15 protein-coding genes are annotated in these 15,729 nt (G+C 40.7%); 2 read left to right on the top strand and 13 right to left on the bottom strand.

The genetic code is table 11. The features are described from left to right. Window positions 1–13 precede the first annotated feature (13 nt). Complete coding sequence (locus tag SORDD25_RS00435; protein ID WP_000936178.1) at window positions 14–712, bottom strand: GntR family transcriptional regulator; 699 nt, start codon at window positions 710–712, stop codon at window positions 14–16. 140 nt (window positions 713–852) lie between these two features. Between SORDD25_RS00435 and guaA the strand changes: the two genes are divergently transcribed. Then, a complete protein-coding gene (gene guaA / locus SORDD25_RS00430; protein ID WP_061852214.1) occupies window positions 853–2,415 on the top strand; it encodes a glutamine-hydrolyzing GMP synthase in 1,563 nt (520 codons plus the stop codon). Window positions 2,416–2,487: 72 nt separating this feature from the next. Here the strand turns inward: guaA and ffh are convergent, their stop codons facing one another. The 5 genes from ffh to SORDD25_RS00405 all read right to left on the bottom strand — a co-directional run bounded on the left by ffh (window position 2,488) and on the right by SORDD25_RS00405 (window position 7,312). Continuing rightward, window positions 2,488–4,059 (bottom strand): signal recognition particle protein, encoded by a 1,572-nt coding sequence (gene ffh, locus SORDD25_RS00425; RefSeq protein WP_000863609.1) that lies wholly within the window; start codon window positions 4,057–4,059, stop codon window positions 2,488–2,490. Window positions 4,060–4,078: 19 nt separating this feature from the next. Further along, window positions 4,079–4,294 (bottom strand): hypothetical protein, encoded by a 216-nt coding sequence (locus SORDD25_RS09510; protein WP_061852213.1) that lies wholly within the window; start codon window positions 4,292–4,294, stop codon window positions 4,079–4,081. Window positions 4,295–4,296: 2 nt separating this feature from the next. Beyond that, the gene (locus tag SORDD25_RS00415; protein ID WP_061427218.1) at window positions 4,297–4,629 is read right to left on the bottom strand and encodes a putative DNA-binding protein; all 333 of its coding nucleotides are present in this window, start codon (window positions 4,627–4,629) and stop codon (window positions 4,297–4,299) included. A 141-nt stretch (window positions 4,630–4,770) separates the two neighbouring features. After that, window positions 4,771–5,967: an elongation factor Tu gene (tuf, locus tag SORDD25_RS00410; RefSeq protein WP_001040720.1), complete on the bottom strand. Its 1,197-nt coding sequence runs from the start codon at window positions 5,965–5,967 to the stop codon at window positions 4,771–4,773. 235 nt (window positions 5,968–6,202) lie between these two features. Next, window positions 6,203–7,312, bottom strand: coding sequence for an AI-2E family transporter (locus SORDD25_RS00405; protein WP_042768674.1), 1,110 nt, complete (start codon window positions 7,310–7,312; stop codon window positions 6,203–6,205). 104 nt (window positions 7,313–7,416) lie between these two features. Here SORDD25_RS00405 and pbp3 point away from each other — a divergent pair, with 104 nt between their 5' ends. Beyond that, window positions 7,417–8,658, top strand: a complete 1,242-nt coding sequence (gene pbp3, locus SORDD25_RS00400) for a D-alanyl-D-alanine carboxypeptidase PBP3 (protein WP_061852212.1) — start codon at window positions 7,417–7,419, stop codon at window positions 8,656–8,658. 29 nt (window positions 8,659–8,687) lie between these two features. On the opposite strand, the gene sdbB is transcribed toward pbp3, so the two are convergent. From sdbB to pyk, 7 genes are all read right to left on the bottom strand, one after another. Then, a complete protein-coding gene (gene sdbB, locus SORDD25_RS00395) occupies window positions 8,688–9,233 on the bottom strand; it encodes a thiol-disulfide oxidoreductase-associated lipoprotein SdbB (protein WP_061852211.1) in 546 nt (181 codons plus the stop codon). Window positions 9,234–9,245: 12 nt separating this feature from the next. Continuing rightward, window positions 9,246–9,953, bottom strand: coding sequence for a thiol-disulfide oxidoreductase-associated membrane protein CcdA2 (ccdA2, locus tag SORDD25_RS00390; protein WP_061852210.1), 708 nt, complete (start codon window positions 9,951–9,953; stop codon window positions 9,246–9,248). 126 nt (window positions 9,954–10,079) lie between these two features. After that, window positions 10,080–10,940, bottom strand: a complete 861-nt coding sequence (locus SORDD25_RS00385) for a methionyl aminopeptidase (RefSeq protein ID WP_061852209.1) — start codon at window positions 10,938–10,940, stop codon at window positions 10,080–10,082. 15 nt (window positions 10,941–10,955) lie between these two features. Beyond that, window positions 10,956–12,233 (bottom strand): CBS-HotDog domain-containing transcription factor SpxR, encoded by a 1,278-nt coding sequence (spxR, locus tag SORDD25_RS00380; protein ID WP_000033809.1) that lies wholly within the window; start codon window positions 12,231–12,233, stop codon window positions 10,956–10,958. After that, complete coding sequence (locus tag SORDD25_RS00375) at window positions 12,226–12,777, bottom strand: GNAT family N-acetyltransferase (RefSeq protein WP_061852208.1); 552 nt, start codon at window positions 12,775–12,777, stop codon at window positions 12,226–12,228. The genes spxR and SORDD25_RS00375 overlap by 8 nt, the downstream gene beginning before the upstream one ends. Window positions 12,778–12,792: 15 nt before the next feature. Then, entirely contained in the window at window positions 12,793–14,052 is a 1,260-nt protein-coding gene (locus SORDD25_RS00370; RefSeq protein WP_049479008.1) for a UDP-N-acetylglucosamine 1-carboxyvinyltransferase, read from the bottom strand. Window positions 14,053–14,212: 160 nt separating this feature from the next. Beyond that, window positions 14,213–15,718 carry a pyruvate kinase gene (pyk, locus tag SORDD25_RS00365; RefSeq protein WP_061852207.1) on the bottom strand — a complete coding sequence of 502 codons (1,506 nt, stop codon included), beginning with the start codon at window positions 15,716–15,718 and terminating at the stop codon, window positions 14,213–14,215. Window positions 15,719–15,729: the final 11 nt, after the last annotated feature.

Raw genomic sequence — 15,729 nt, 5'->3', positions numbered from 1 at the left:
CAGCCTTTCTAGACTAGTTATTTTCAAGATAAAATTCAAATCGTTCGCCCACGTATTGACTCTTTACATACTCGAAAGCTGTCCCATCTTCAAGATAAGAGACCTGTGTCAAGGCTAAAATGGCATGGCCCTTTTCGACTTCTAGATAGTGAGCAATCTTCTCCTTAGCCAATCTTGCATAAATGGTCTGTTGGGATTTGCCGATCCGGTAGCCATGTTGCTGCAAGGTTTGGAAGAAATGACTGGTGATTTCTTCTTTTTTGAAATCCTTAATAAATTTCTCAGGAATGGATGCGACTTCATAGACTAGCGGAACTTGGTCAGCGTAACGCACCCGTTCCATGCGGATAATATTCTCTGTCGGAGTAATCCCTAGCTTTGCGACCTCTTGCTCATTTGGAATGGTTCTTCTGTAAGAAATGAGTTGGCTGGAAGGGACTTTCCCCTGAGATTTGACAATCTCCGTAAAACTAGTCGTTCCCCGCATTTTTTCTTGGACACGAGTGCTAGAGACAAAGGTTCCACTTCCTACACGACGCTCCAAAACTCCTTCCTCAACCAAGAGAGAGATAGCCTGGCGTAATGTCATCCGGCTAACTTGAAACTGTTCAGCTAAATCTCGCTCACTTGGAAGTCTCTCTCCGATTTTCCAATGATGCTCATCTATATCCTTCTTGATCTGATCATGGATTTTCATATAAGCTGGTAACATGATTCTCACTTCTTTTCTTTATTTTCTCCATTGTACCGTATTTGCTAAGAAAAAGTCAAACTTTGCCTTGTTTAGTTGGTAATTCGCCCCTATTTGTGATAGAATATTGAAAAAGATATTTCTTTTGAGAAAGGAAAAAGATGAGCAACATTTCAACTGATTTGCAAGATGTCGAAAAAATCATCGTGCTGGACTATGGTAGCCAATACAACCAGCTGATTTCACGCCGTATTCGTGAAATTGGTGTTTTTTCAGAGCTAAAAAGTCACAAAATCTCAGCTGCAGAGGTTCGTGCGATTAACCCTGTAGGGATCATCCTCTCTGGTGGACCAAACTCTGTATACGAAGATGGTTCATTTGATATTGACCCAGAAATTTTTGAACTTGGCATTCCAATTTTAGGAATCTGCTACGGTATGCAACTTTTAACTCATAAACTTGGTGGAAAAGTTGTCCCTGCAGGTGATGCTGGTAACCGCGAGTATGGCCAATCACCACTTACCCATACCACTTCTGCCCTCTTTGAAGGGACTCCTGAAGAACAGATTGTTTTGATGAGCCATGGCGATGCTGTTACAGAGATTCCAGCTGATTTTGTTCGTACTGGTACTTCTGCTGACTGTCCTTATGCAGCTATTGAAAACCCTGACAAGCACATCTATGGTATCCAATTCCACCCAGAAGTTCGCCATTCTGCATACGGGAATGATATCCTTCGCAACTTTGCCCTTAACATCTGTAAAGCTAAGGGTGACTGGTCAATGGACAACTTCATCGATATGCAGATCAAGAAAATTCGTGAAACTGTAGGTGACAAGCGTGTTCTTCTCGGTCTATCAGGTGGTGTTGACTCTTCTGTTGTTGGAGTTCTTCTTCAAAAAGCAATCGGTGATCAATTAATCTGTATCTTTGTAGACCACGGTCTTCTCCGTAAGGGAGAGGCTGACCAAGTTATGGACATGCTTGGTGGTAAGTTTGGGTTGAATATCGTCAAGGCAGATGCTGCTAAACGATTCCTTGATAAACTTGCAGGTGTTTCTGACCCTGAACAAAAACGGAAGATTATCGGTAACGAGTTTGTTTATGTCTTTGATGACGAAGCAAGTAAGCTAAAAGATGTAAAATTCCTTGCTCAGGGAACGCTTTACACTGACGTAATTGAGTCTGGTACAGATACTGCTCAAACCATCAAATCACACCACAACGTGGGTGGTCTTCCAGAAGACATGCAGTTTGAATTGATTGAGCCATTGAACACTCTTTATAAAGACGAAGTCCGTGCCCTCGGTACAGAGCTTGGTATGCCAGACCACATCGTATGGCGCCAACCATTCCCAGGACCAGGACTTGCTATCCGTGTCATGGGTGAAATCACTGAAGAAAAACTAGAAACTGTTCGTGAGTCTGATGCTATCCTTCGCGAAGAAATCGCTAAAGCTGGTCTTGACCGCGATATCTGGCAATACTTTACTGTCAACACAGGCGTTCGTTCAGTCGGTGTTATGGGTGACGGTCGTACTTATGACTACACCATCGCCATTCGTGCCATTACTTCTATCGATGGTATGACAGCTGACTTTGCCAAGATTCCTTGGGAAGTCCTTCAAAAAATCTCTGTACGTATCGTAAATGAAGTGGATCACGTTAACCGTATCGTCTACGACATTACAAGTAAACCACCTGCAACTGTTGAGTGGGAATAAACCAATCAAACACAAAAGAACTCTGAATCGGATTCAGAGTTCTTTTTTAGGTAGCACTTCTGCTTTCCTTTTTTATTTACGTTTTTTCTTCGCTTTTTTCATTTTGTTGGCCATGCGTTTCATAGACTGTTTCATGGCAAATTCACCGATTTTACCTTTAAGTCCACCACCGAACATCTGGCTCATATCTGGCATGCCTGCTCCTCCGAGACCTGACATATCCGGCATTCCACCTTGTCCCATCATACCTTCAAGGGCAGACATATCCATCCCTCCCATATTTGGCATATTTTTTGGAAGGTTATTGGGATTGATTCCCATTTGTTTCATCATCTTGTTCATATCCCCAGACATGACACCTTGCATGAGCTGTTTGGCCTGATTAAAGTCCTTGATAAATTTATTGACTTCGACAAAGGTATTTCCAGAACCAGCAGCGATACGGCGGCGACGACTTGGATTTAACAAATCAGGATTTTCACGCTCCTCAGGTGTCATGGAAGACACAATGGCACGTTTGCGCGCAATCTGGCGCTCATCCACCTTCATATTTTGAAGGGCAGGGTTGTTAGCCATACCTGGAATCATCTTGAGTAAGTCTTCCATTGGTCCCATATTTTGCACCTGATCCAACTGATCGATGAAATCATTGAAATCAAAGGTGTTTTCGCGCATCTTTTCAGCCATTTCAAGGGCTTTTTGCTCATCGTATTCCTGAGAAGCTTTCTCAATCAAGGTCAGCATATCCCCCATACCAAGGATACGGCTTGACATACGATCTGGGTGGAAGGTTTCGATATCTGTTATCTTTTCACCCGTACCAGTGAACTTGATAGGTTTTCCAGTGATGTGACGAACAGACAAAGCTGCACCACCACGAGTATCCCCATCAATCTTGGTAAGAATAACCCCAGTTACTTCCAACTGAGCATTAAACTCACGAGCAACATTTGCCGCTTCCTGACCAATCATGGCATCAATGACGAGCAGGATTTCATTTGGTTGAGCCAGTGCTTTAACATCACGAAGCTCATTCATGAGAAGTTCATCGATTTGCAAACGCCCTGCCGTATCGATCAAGACATAGTCGTTGTGATTGGCTTGCGCTTGCTCCAAACCTTGGCGAACAATTTCAACAGCAGGCACTTCTGTTCCAAGTGCAAAGACAGGAACATCGATTTGTTGTCCAAGTGTTTTCAGCTGATCGATGGCTGCTGGACGATAAATATCTGCCGCAATCATCAAAGGACGTGCATTTTCTTCCTTCTTGAGTTTATTAGCCAGCTTACCAGCAAATGTCGTTTTACCAGCCCCTTGCAAACCGACCATCATGATAATGGTTGGAATTTTTGGTGACTTGATAATTTCTGCCGTATCGGAACCTAAAACAGCTGTCAATTCCTCATCAACGATTTTGATAATCTGTTGGGCTGGATTGAGGGTATCAATGACCTCGTGTCCAACTGCACGTTCTCGAACTTTCTTGATAAAGTCCTTCACAACAGGCAAAGCAACGTCAGCTTCCAGCAAGGCCAAACGAATCTCTTTGGTCGCTTCCTGGACATCAGCCTCAGAAATTTTTCCTTTTTTACGTAGATTTTTAAAGACGTTCTGTAAACGTTCTGTTAAACTTTCAAATGCCATTTTTTTCTCCTATGTTTCATTAATTCGGTGGAAAACGTCCAAAATCTTGTAAACAAACAAGTTCTTCTGGAGTGACTTCTTTCATTATCTCATTTGGATATCCCCAACAGCTAAATCCCTCTTGAAGAGCTCGAGAGATAGAATCAGACGAGAGGATTTGTAGCCTTGTGGGAAAAGGAGTCTCAGCAGCTAATAGTTTACAGGATATACCTTTGTAGATGACTATACTCCCCATACTTATTCTCTATTATCAATGCTTGTTAAAATTTCTATCTGCTCCAGCAGAAAGTCATCCTTGGGATAACGCTCCAAGATCTGGTCAAAAATCTGACTGCGAACAATGTAGTCCGAATACATGTGCAATTTCATCTCATAATCTTCTAGAATCTTTTCCGTTCGCTTGATATTGTCATAAACAGCCTGACGACTGACACCGAACTCTTCAGCAATCTCAGCAAGACTATAATCATCAGCATAATAGAGTTCAATATAGTTCATCTGCTTGTCTGTCAAAAGCGCCGCGTAAAATTCAAAAAGGGCGTTCATACGGTTGGTTTTTTCGATTTCCATAACTTTTATTATACCAAAAAAACGATTATACTGCTAGAGTAGAAGCACTTCAAATAGATCAAGAATAAAAAAAGAACCTTGCAAGGCAAGATTCTTTTAGTGTCTGACTTAAATAATTGTTCTTCTGGGAACTTAATCGAATTAAGCTTCGATTTCTGTAACCATACCTGAACCAACAGTACGTCCACCCTCACGGATAGAGAATGTAGTACCTTGTTCTACGGCGATTGGGTGGATCAACTCAACGTCGATAGTCACGTTATCACCAGGCATTACCATTTCAGTACCTGCTGGAAGTTCGATTGAACCTGTAACGTCAGTAGTACGGAAGTAGAATTGTGGACGGTAGTTGTTGAAGAATGGAGTGTGACGTCCACCTTCTTCTTTAGTAAGGATGTAGACTTCACCTTTAAATTTAGTGTGTGGGTTGATTGAACCTGGTTTAGCGATAACTTGTCCACGTTCGATTTCGTCACGTTGAACACCACGAAGAAGGACACCTACGTTATCTCCGGCAAGACCTTCGTCAAGTTGTTTACGGAACATTTCAACACCAGTAACAACTGCTTTTTGAGTTTCTTCTTTGATACCAACGATTTCGATTTCGTCGTTGACACGAACAGTACCACGGTCGATACGTCCTGAAGCAACTGTACCACGTCCAGTGATTGAGAATACATCTTCGACTGGAAGAAGCAATGGTTTTTCAGTGTCACGTTCTGGTTCTGGGATGTACTCATCAACAGTGTTCATCAATTCCATGATGATGTCTTCGTATTTAGAGTCACCTTCAAGAGCTTTAAGAGCTGAACCTTGGATAACTGGAAGATCGTCACCTGGGAAGTCGTATTCTGACAAGAGGTCACGGATTTCCATTTCAACCAATTCAAGCAATTCTTCGTCGTCTACCAAGTCAATTTTGTTCATGAAGACGATAAGGTGTTTAACACCAACCTGACGTGAAAGAAGGATGTGCTCACGAGTTTGTGGCATTGGTCCGTCAGTTGAAGCTACTACAAGGATAGCTCCGTCCATTTGAGCGGCACCAGTAATCATGTTTTTAACGTAGTCCGCGTGTCCTGGAGCGTCGATGTGAGCATAGTGACGTTTTTCAGTTTCGTACTCAACGTGCGCAGTGTTGATAGTGATACCGCGTTCGCGTTCTTCTGGAGCAGCATCGATAGACGCATAGTCTTTAGGTTGGTTAACTGCTGAAGGCAAGCGACGTGCCAATACAGTTGTGATAGCTGCAGTCAAAGTAGTTTTACCGTGGTCAACGTGTCCGATAGTACCAATGTTAACGTGTGGTTTACTACGATCGTATTTTTCTTTTGCCATTTGAGTAAAAGCCTCCAATAAAATATATTTTATAGATAGACAGTAGGCAATACAGTCTAACTTTCCTTACTATTTTATCAAATTTCTGCTAAATTGCAAGTGTTTTACACATATTTTGTGAATTAATCTAAATCTTATCAAATCCTGTTCTTCTGCTTCTTTATGGCAATATGAATTCAAACTTATTTTGTTTGGAAGATAGTATTTTCAACAAAAAAATCAGGTCTCCCTGATTTTAATTTGATTCTGTTTTTTCCAGTTCCTTAGCTTCTTTATGGTTTTCATATAATTTCGCTAGGAACTTAGTAATTTCTTTAAAAATAGAGTAAGTAGGTACTGCTACGACCATCCCTATGACACCGTAGATATTACTTGACAGTAAAAGGAGCACCAAAATCGTAATCGGATGTACTTTCATAACCCCTCCAACGATACGTGGATAGAGAACATTCCCATCAATCTGTTGAATAATAAGCATATAAGCAACCGCAATCAACATACGATGAGGATCTGTGAACACATTGGCAATCACCATTGGAATCAAGCCAATACTTGGACCAACATAAGGAATTAAATTTGCAATTCCAGAGAAAATAGCAAAAACTAGGGCGTACTTTAATCCGATAACGCTATAGCCAATATAGGCTAAACATCCAATAATAACCGCATCAATCGCAATTCCACTGATATAGCGCGCTATGGTTGTATTGAGATTGGTTAAAAGGCTAGAAAGATTCAATTTGTCATGTTTTAAGACGGTACGTTCCAACATTGGTAGCAACTTATGACCATCCAACAAGAAATAAATCAAGAATACAGGGGTCATAATGAGAATAAGAACTGTACTAAACAAGGCTGAAAGAACGCTTCCTAAACTGTTGCTGACGCTATTCAGGATATTCTGGAGGATATCCACATAGGAGAGATTCAGTTGTTGAATTGTTTGTTGAATATCAATATTTTGGAAGACTGGATTCATTGACAAATCGATGATCAAATCTTGTAGTCTACTATAAATGTTTTGACTAGAAATAATCAAGCTGGTCAACTGATTAATCAAAATCGGCAAGAGATAAACGACCCCTACAACGATAACGCCAATCAAGGCGCAAAGAGTGACCAAGACACCGATAAGACGATTGATCTTACATCTCTTTTCTAAGAAAGTCACGATTGGATTTGTAATGTAGTAAAAAAATCCACCAAGTAAAAATGGAATCATGATGGTATTCACAACTGTAACGAAGGGAGTAATGATGGCACCCATTTCTCTCCAAAGATAGAAAATCAGTGTTAATAATAAAATTTCAGCTGTCCAAAAAAATAATTTGTTTCTACGGAACATAGGTATCCTCCTTCTCTCTATTTTACCATATTTCTGAAAAAGATAAGATGGCTTTAGTAAAAAAGCGAGAATATTTTTTTTCTTTATGATAAAATAAAACTAATATGAAAAAAATAATTTTATCTTTTATGACACTTTTTGTTTTTGGAACAGCTTCTACCGTTTCTGCTCAGGAGTTTGATGTTGCTGCTAAACATGCTATTGCTGTCGAGGCTACAACTGGAAAAATCCTCTATGAAAAAGATGCAAATCAGCCTGTAGAAATTGCTTCTATTACAAAACTGGTTACAGTTTATTTGGTCTATGAAGCCTTGGAACAAGGGACTATCAGTCTGTCAACACCGGTTGATATTTCAGACTATCCTTACAAACTTACAACTAATTCTGAGGCGAGTAACGTCCCTATGGAAGCTCGAAATTATACTGTTGAACAACTATTAGAGGCTACAATGGTATCCAGCGCGAACAGTGCTGCGATTGCGCTAGCAGAAAAGATTGCTGGTTCTGAGAAAGACTTTGTAGACAAGATGAGGGCTAAACTTCTTGAATGGGGAATTCAAGATGCAACTATTGTAAACACTACTGGTTTAAATAATGAAACCCTTGGAGATAATATCTATCCTGGTTCTAAAAAAGACGATGAAAACAAGTTGAGTGCCTACGATGTTGCAATCGTCGCTCGTAACCTCATCCGAGATTATCCTCAAGTTTTGGAGATCACCAAAAAACCAACTTCTAACTTTGCAGGACTTGAAATCCACTCAACCAACTATATGTTGGAGGGAATGCCAGCCTATCGTGGTGGTATTGATGGACTAAAGACAGGTACTACTGATAAAGCTGGTGCTTCATTCGTGGGAACAACTGTTGAGAAAGGGATGCGTATTATTACGGTTGTTTTGAATGCAGATCAACAAGATACCAACCCTTATGCACGTTTTACTGCTACTTCAGCACTTTTAGATTATATTTCTGCAAACTTTGCCTTAAAAACCGTCGTTCAGAAAGGTGAAGCATACAATGATAGTAAAGTAACAGTTCTGGATGGTAAAGAAGATAATGTGACAGCTGTCGCTAAGTCAGACATTTCCATCGTCCAACGAATCGGAAGCGGTACTACACCAGCCCTCCAATTCACACCGAAATCAACATCAGAAATAGCTCCACTAGAAGAAGGAAAGGTTGTTGGTACTCTGACCTATGATGATCAGGATTTGGTCGGCCAGGGCTATCTCACTTCCGACAAACCATCTTTTGAAATGGTTTCTGAAAAGAAAGTAGAAAAAGCCTTCTTTTTGAAGGTTTGGTGGAATCAATTTATCCGCTTTATCAATGAAAAACTATAAAAAAATCGCGAACAATCGCGATTTTTTCTTTATTTCATTTCTTTAAAAGCCGCTTCTGCATCAGCATTGCTAATAGCACCAAATTGGATTTTTCCGATTTTACCTTGACTGTCAATCAAGTATTCTGTTGGAATACTACGAATTTGGTAGGATTGGAAGGTAGTTGCTTGCGTATCATATAGAACTGGAATATCCTTGTAGCCTTGTTCTTGGTACCATTTTGGAAAGTCTTGAACTGTTTTTTCACCTTGTAAACCAGGTGCAATGACACTCAAGATTTCAAAGTCTCGATCTTGTTTGGCAGCTAGTTCCATCAACTCAGGCATGCTTTTTTTACATGGTCCACACCAAGAAGCCCAGAATTTTAAATAGACCTTTTTCCCTTTATAGTCTGATAACTTGACTTCTTTGCCATCCATAGACTGCAAGATGAAGTCTGGCGCATCCTTACCAACTGCGATTTGTTGTATTGCAGGTTGTTTTGGACTGCTTGTCTGTTTGGTTTCTTTTTCACCACAGGCAATCAACAAGAATAGAGACATGAGGCTCAATCCAGCAAAAATAACTTTTTTCATCTTTTTCTCCTTTTATCCAAGAATTCCTGACAAGGCATTTAACTGCCCTAGCATTAATAATAATCCCATCAAAATAATCAAAGCTCCCCCGATTTTCTTTAGTAAAATCATATGGGGTTTTAATTCACTAAAATAGGGCATAATCCAGCCCGAAGCCAAGGCCAAAACAATGAAAGGAAGGGCCATTCCCAATGTGTATACTAATGTTAACACAGCTCCTTGCCAAGCACCATTGCCACCTGAAGCTGCTAGGGCCAAGACTGAACTTAAGACTGGTCCGATACAAGGGGTCCAACCAAAACTAAAGGTTATCCCAAGTAAAAAGGCTGACAGATAGTGATTAGACTTTGATTGTTTGAAGGTGACTGTCTTTTGAACCTCCAGTTTATTGAAATGCAAGATTTCCATCTGATGAAGTCCTAAAAGAATAATGACTATTCCCATAGCATAACGAAACCAGTCTGCATAGAGCATGTGCCCTAGGAATCCAGCTCCAAATCCTAAAATAAAGAAAATGAGGGAAATTCCAGCAATAAAGCACAAGGTTCGAATTAAGCCTGACCATGCAACGTCTCTTCCAAAAAAGCGAAAGCTTTTCGAATTTCCCTGATCATCCAGTAAAATACCAGCATAGACAGGTAGCAAAGGAAAGATGCAGGGTGAAAAGAAGGACAGGATACCAGCTAAAAAAACGGATACTAGAAATATAATCGACTCCAACGAATTACCTACTTTCTCAAAATTCTAATCCTATTTTACTACAAAAGAAAAAATTTGTGACAACTTTGCTACGCTTGTCTATTTTATCTAAACTGAATATAAAAAAGGAGCTATGCCCCTTTCGTTTTAATACGTTCCTTCTTCACCTTGACTTGTCAAGATAACAGGACCGTCTTTTGTAATCACAAACTGGTGTTCATATTGGCAAGACAGGCCGCCATCCATAGTCTTATGAGCCCAGCCAGTCTTCATATCTGTATCAATTTCCCAATCCCCAGTATTGATCATGGGTTCAATGGTTAGTACCATTCCTTCACGGAGACGGAGTCCACGGCCTGCAATACCGTAGTTAGGAACCATTGGCTCTTCGTGCATAGTTGGACCAACACCATGACCAACCAAATCACGAACGACACCGTAACCGCGACTTTCAGCGTATTCTTGAATGGCTGCACCAATATCACCGATACGATTGCCGACAACTGCTTGCTCAATTCCTACATACATAGCTTCCTTGGTTACGTCCATCAGGTTTTTCACTTCTTCAGACGGTGTACCAACCGCATAAGCCCAACATGAGTCAGCTAAACCACCAGTATAACTTTGGGTGTATTTTTTCATTTGTTCAACATTGTTGAAGTTGAGTTTAGAGACATTGAGGTCTGATTTGGCAATTGGACCGCCCAATACCATGTCAACCTTGAGCAAATCGCCATCTTTCAATATGTAATGACGTGGGAAAGCGTGAGCTACTTCGTCATTAAGAGAGCAACAAGTGGCATAGGGATAATCCATAACTGCCCCATCCACGCCAATCTGTAGAGGAAGGAAATTTTCCTCTTTACAACGTCGACGAACATATTCTTCTACTTCCCACATATCCACGCCTGGCTTAATCAAATCACGTAAGCCGATATGGATACTTGCTAGGAAATCACCAGCCTTGTCCATGGCTTCGATTTCACGTGCTGATTTTAAAGTTATCATTTTTTCTCCTAGATTCTAATTGATTTTCACTGTAACATTTGCTTTTGAAACAATCTGATGACCATGATAAATATCATAATCAATAATAGCTGAGCGTCTTGTGTGATGAATAATGCGAGCCTGAATCCGCAGAGTATCATCTATCTGCACAGCCTGCAAGAAATAAATCAACATCTGTTCAATGATGAGATTACGTCCGCTATTGACAACGAGGTCTTGGGTCATATGGTTGAGGATTTCAGCCAAGACTCCATTAGCAAGGACACCATTTTTCTCCAGCATGAAGGGCTCAACAGTAATGACGACTTCATCATGATGATAAGAGAGTTTTTGCCCGATTTGTTCTGAGAAAGTCGGCAAAGCAGAAACTTGGGAACGGCTCATCTTTTCCATGACATCTCGTCGTGTTACGACACCGAGCAAGGTTTGGTTACTTCTGACAACAGGAACCATCTCAAAATCTTCTGCAATCATTCGTTGACTGACATTGGCAATATTGGTTGCTAAGCCAGTTACGAAGATACTTCGCGTCATCACCTTGTCAATCGTTGTACTGGGAGACTTATCTCCTGCGTCACGCATGGTAACAACTCCAACAACCACTTGGTGCTGATTAATGACTGGGAAACGACTACTTCTGTTCTTACGGACCAAGTCTAGATAATCTTTGACCGTATCCGTTTCTCTCAAAAAGCCATACTCATGACTGGGACGATAGAGCTTTTCGACTGTCAGAATATCGGTTTTGATTTGAACATTTGAGAGGGCTTTGTTAATCATGGTCGCTACTGTAAAAGTGTCATGTTTACTCCTCAGAACTGGAATCCCTTTTTTATTAGCCAACTCAAGAACATCATCTTGGACATGAAAACCACCCGTAACGAGGACTGCATTTTCATTTTCCAGCGCCAAAAGTTGAATGCGAGTGCGGTCTCCTACGATCAAAAGACCACCATCATGGAGATAGGACAGGATATTTTGCTCTGTCATAGCCCCAATGGAGAATTTGCTAAACTCTCGCTCTAGCCCTTCCTGACCAGCTAAAACTTCAGAGGAGGTGACTTCAGCAATTTCAGCATAGGTTAGCCGCTCAATAGCCACTTTTTGGGACTTGACCCGTATGGTTCCACTACGTGGCCGAGTTTCAACGATTCCACGATTTTCAGCTTCTTTGATAGCTCGGTAGGCTGTTCCGTCACTAACACCTAGGTGATTGGAAATACTGCGAACACTAACTCTCTTCCCAATTGGCAACTCTTCCAGATAGGACAAAATTTCCTGGTGTTTACTCATTGAATTCTCCTTTTATGTATCGAAATTCAAGATAGTCCCTCATTTTTCGTGTATAGCGATCGCTCCCCTTAAACTGTCGGAAGAGACTAAATCCCGATTTTAAGGCTACTTTTTGGCTAGCTTGATTCTCCAGATGAGTGATGATGGATAATTGTTTTAAACCAAATTCTTCAAAAGAAAGCTGACATATCTTGGTAACCACTTCTGTCATATAACCTTGTGACCAAGAATCTTTCTTTAAGAAGTAACCAATTTCTGCTTCTTTTTTGATTTCATCAATCTTTTCAAATTTAATAGAGCCAATAATTTCTTGATTTCCTTGGAGACAAATTGCCCAAACACCCAGAGGATTCTTCATAAAATAGTTAGCAAGTGCGTACTGACTTTCTTCCAAATTTGCTTGACTGGGAAAAATAAACTGTAAATTCTCAGGGTTTGAAGCAATCTCGAAAAATGCATGACTATCACTAAAAAAGAAAGGACGCAAATACAAGCGCTCCGTTTCAAAAAAAGAAAACATTGCTAATTTGGTCCAAATATTCATAATCACCTCAACGGCTTAGTCTTCAACGAGTGTAATATCCGCTCCAAGACTACGCAATTTTTCAATAATATCTGAGTAGCCACGAAGGATAAACTCAATATTCGTAATTTCAGTCTGGCCTTGAGCCATCAAGCCAGCGATGACAAGTGCAGCACCAGCTCGCAAGTCTGTAGCTTTTACACTTGCCCCGTGTAACTTACGACCACCGTTGTAGATAATGTGATCGTTTGTAGTCGTAATATCCGCATCCATTTTTGCTAACTCAAAGACATGATTGACACGTTTCTCATAAATCGTATCAATAATGGTTCCACGACCTTGGGCAGTTAGTAAAAGTGGCGTGATAGGCTGTTGCAAATCGGTTGCGAACCCTGGATAGGGTGCTGTTTTGATATTGATGGCCTTCAAACCAGATTGCTCTTCAACGAAGATACTGTCTTCTGAGACCGTCATACGAACGCCCATTTCCTCTAGTTTGGCGATAAAGCCTTCTAAGTGTTCATAGAGAACGTTGTTAATACGAATTCCTTTTCCTACCGCTGCAGCAAGTGAAATATAGGTTCCAGCTTCGATACGGTCTGGAATAACCTGATGACGCGTTCCATGAAGTTTCTCGACACCATCAATAATGATAATATCAGTTCCTGCACCACGAATATGGGCCCCCATATTGTTCAAAAGGGTAGCGACATCAATAATTTCCGGTTCACGAGCCGCATTTTCAATGACAGTACGTCCCTTAGCTTTAACCGCAGCAATCATCGTGTTAATTGTTGCACCTACACTGACGGTATCCATGTAAATACTTGCGCCATGAAGCCCCTTACCTTGGGCAGATAAATTCATATTATCTCCCTCATAGCTGACCTTAGCACCCATGGCTTCAAAGGCTTTTAAGTGAAGGTCAATCGGACGAGGTCCCAGATCACATCCACCAGGAAGTCCAACTGTAGCTTCACCAAAGCGACCTAAAAGACTTCCGTAGAAATAATAAGAAGCACGCAAGCTATTAATCTTGCCATAAGGCATAGGAATGTTTTGAACACCTCTTGGATCAATCTCCAAGACATCCTCATAACGCTTAACAGTCGCCCCCATAATTTCCATGATTTCGACAAGACTAGCAACGTCTGAAATATCTGGAACACAATCTAAAGTGACAATATCATCTGATAAGATAATAGCTGGAATAAGCGCTACAACACTATTTTTAGCACCACTAATGGTGATCTCACCTTGCAATGGACGTCCACCATTGATGACAATTTTTCTCATGTTTTACTCTTTCAAAATTTACTAAAAAGGTCTTTTCGTTCTATTATACCATAATTTTCAGTTTTTTCCCATTCCTATTTACTAAATACCATCTCATTTTGATAAAAAAAAACCTATCACTCAAGCTTTTCAGCCTGAAATGATAGGTTTTTGTGTTAGATTAACGTACTGTACGGATACGCATTGTGTTTGTACGAACAGCTTCTCCAAGTGGCACACCTGCAACGATAACAATATCGTCACCAGATTCTACAAGACCTGCTTCAACTGCTTTACGTTCAGCGATTTCGAACATATCATCAGTTGATGATGGAGCTTCAGTCAACATTGGGATAACACCCCAGTTCAACATCAATCCACGCTCTGTCAATTCGTCGAATGTCAATGCCAAGATATCAGCATTTGGACGGTATTTAGAAATCAAACGAGCTGTGTGACCAGTCTTAGTAAGAGTAACAACCAATTTGATATTCATTGAGTTAGTAGCGTCTTTAACAGCTGAAGCCATAACTTCTGTCTTAGAGTTACGTTCGAATGTATCTGAGTTCAAACGTCCGTATTCGTTAAGAAGAGTTTGTGCGTTCTTGTCAATTGTAGCCATTGTTGTTACTGACTCAAGTGGGTATTTACCGTTTGCAGACTCACCTGAAAGCATTGTAGCGTCAGTTCCGTCGATAACAGCGTTAAATACGTCTGATACTTCTGAACGAGTTGCACGTGGTTTTTCAGTCATTGTTTCAAGCATGTTTGTTGCTGTGATAACAACTTTACCTGCTGCGTTCACTTTAGTGATGATCATTTTTTGATAAACTGGAACCATTTCGAATGGTACTTCGATACCCATGTCACCACGAGCGATCATGATACCGTCAGCAGCTTCAATGATTTCATCCAAGTTATCGATACCTTGTTGGTTTTCGATTTTCGCAAACAATTGAACGTGACCATTACCAGTTTCTTCACAGATTGCACGAACTTCGTCGACGTCTTTTGCAGTACGTACGAATGAAATCGCGATGAAGTTGATACCTTGTTCCAAACCGAAACGGATATCATCGTTATCACGTTCAGCAAGAGCTGGGAAAGGAATTTTAGTGTTAGGGATGTTTACACCTTTCTGCTTAGCAATGATACCGTCATTTTCAACGACTACTTCAAATTCACGAGTTGCATCGTCTTTTGCGAAAACACGAAGACCCAATTTACCATCGTCAACCAAAACTTGGTGACCAACTTCAACATCATCGTAGATATCAAGGGCACCAGCAACGTTCAAAGCAATCACATCACGAGTTGATTTGATTCCTTGTTTAGTTGCAACACGGATTTTTTCACCAGTTGTGTAAGAGTACTCTTTTGCGTCACCTTCAAACAATTCTGTACGGATTTCAGGTCCTTTAGTATCAAGAAGGAAACCAACTTTTTTACCTGCAAGTTTCTCAGCAAGTTTAACAGTTGCCATACGCTCACCTTGTTCTTGGTGGTCACCGTGTGAGAAGTTGAAACGGAAAGTGTTTGCTCCTGCTTCAATCAATTTAGCAATATTTTGAGCTGAAGCTTCAACGTCAAGTTTTTCACCCCAGTATCCGTCTTCACCGAATTTTTTACCACCACGGATTTCAACCGCAGGACCTAAAGTTGCAACGATTTTTACACGTTTGTTCATGATTTTTGTGA

Origin of the sequence: Streptococcus oralis (genome assembly GCF_001579525.1) — a bacterium.
Taxonomy (GTDB): domain Bacteria; phylum Bacillota; class Bacilli; order Lactobacillales; family Streptococcaceae; genus Streptococcus; species Streptococcus oralis_M.
The sequence above is the reverse complement of the archived record's forward strand: the minus strand, read 5'-3'. Positions and strand labels throughout refer to the sequence as shown.

Bases quoted from the DNA above. Each gene is read 5' to 3' on its own strand.
- spxR (WP_000033809.1), bottom strand. From the start codon at position 12,233: ATGAGTAAACACCAGGAAATTTTGTCCTATCTGGAAGAGTTGCCAATT.
- sdbB (WP_061852211.1), bottom strand. From the start codon at position 9,233: ATGAAAAAAGTTATTTTTGCTGGATTGAGCCTCATGTCTCTATTCTTG.
- pyk (WP_061852207.1), bottom strand. From the start codon at position 15,718: ATGAACAAACGTGTAAAAATCGTTGCAACTTTAGGTCCTGCGGTTGAA.
- SORDD25_RS00405 (WP_042768674.1), bottom strand. From the start codon at position 7,312: ATGTTCCGTAGAAACAAATTATTTTTTTGGACAGCTGAAATTTTATTA.
- tuf (WP_001040720.1), bottom strand. From the start codon at position 5,967: ATGGCAAAAGAAAAATACGATCGTAGTAAACCACACGTTAACATTGGT.
- SORDD25_RS00415 (WP_061427218.1), bottom strand. From the start codon at position 4,629: ATGGAAATCGAAAAAACCAACCGTATGAACGCCCTTTTTGAATTTTAC.
- ffh (WP_000863609.1), bottom strand. From the start codon at position 4,059: ATGGCATTTGAAAGTTTAACAGAACGTTTACAGAACGTCTTTAAAAAT.
- pbp3 (WP_061852212.1), top strand. From the start codon at position 7,417: ATGAAAAAAATAATTTTATCTTTTATGACACTTTTTGTTTTTGGAACA.
- SORDD25_RS00385 (WP_061852209.1), bottom strand. From the start codon at position 10,940: ATGATAACTTTAAAATCAGCACGTGAAATCGAAGCCATGGACAAGGCT.
- SORDD25_RS09510 (WP_061852213.1), bottom strand. From the start codon at position 4,294: ATGGGGAGTATAGTCATCTACAAAGGTATATCCTGTAAACTATTAGCT.
- guaA (WP_061852214.1), top strand. From the start codon at position 853: ATGAGCAACATTTCAACTGATTTGCAAGATGTCGAAAAAATCATCGTG.
- SORDD25_RS00370 (WP_049479008.1), bottom strand. From the start codon at position 14,052: ATGAGAAAAATTGTCATCAATGGTGGACGTCCATTGCAAGGTGAGATC.
- SORDD25_RS00435 (WP_000936178.1), bottom strand. From the start codon at position 712: ATGTTACCAGCTTATATGAAAATCCATGATCAGATCAAGAAGGATATA.
- SORDD25_RS00375 (WP_061852208.1), bottom strand. From the start codon at position 12,777: ATGAATATTTGGACCAAATTAGCAATGTTTTCTTTTTTTGAAACGGAG.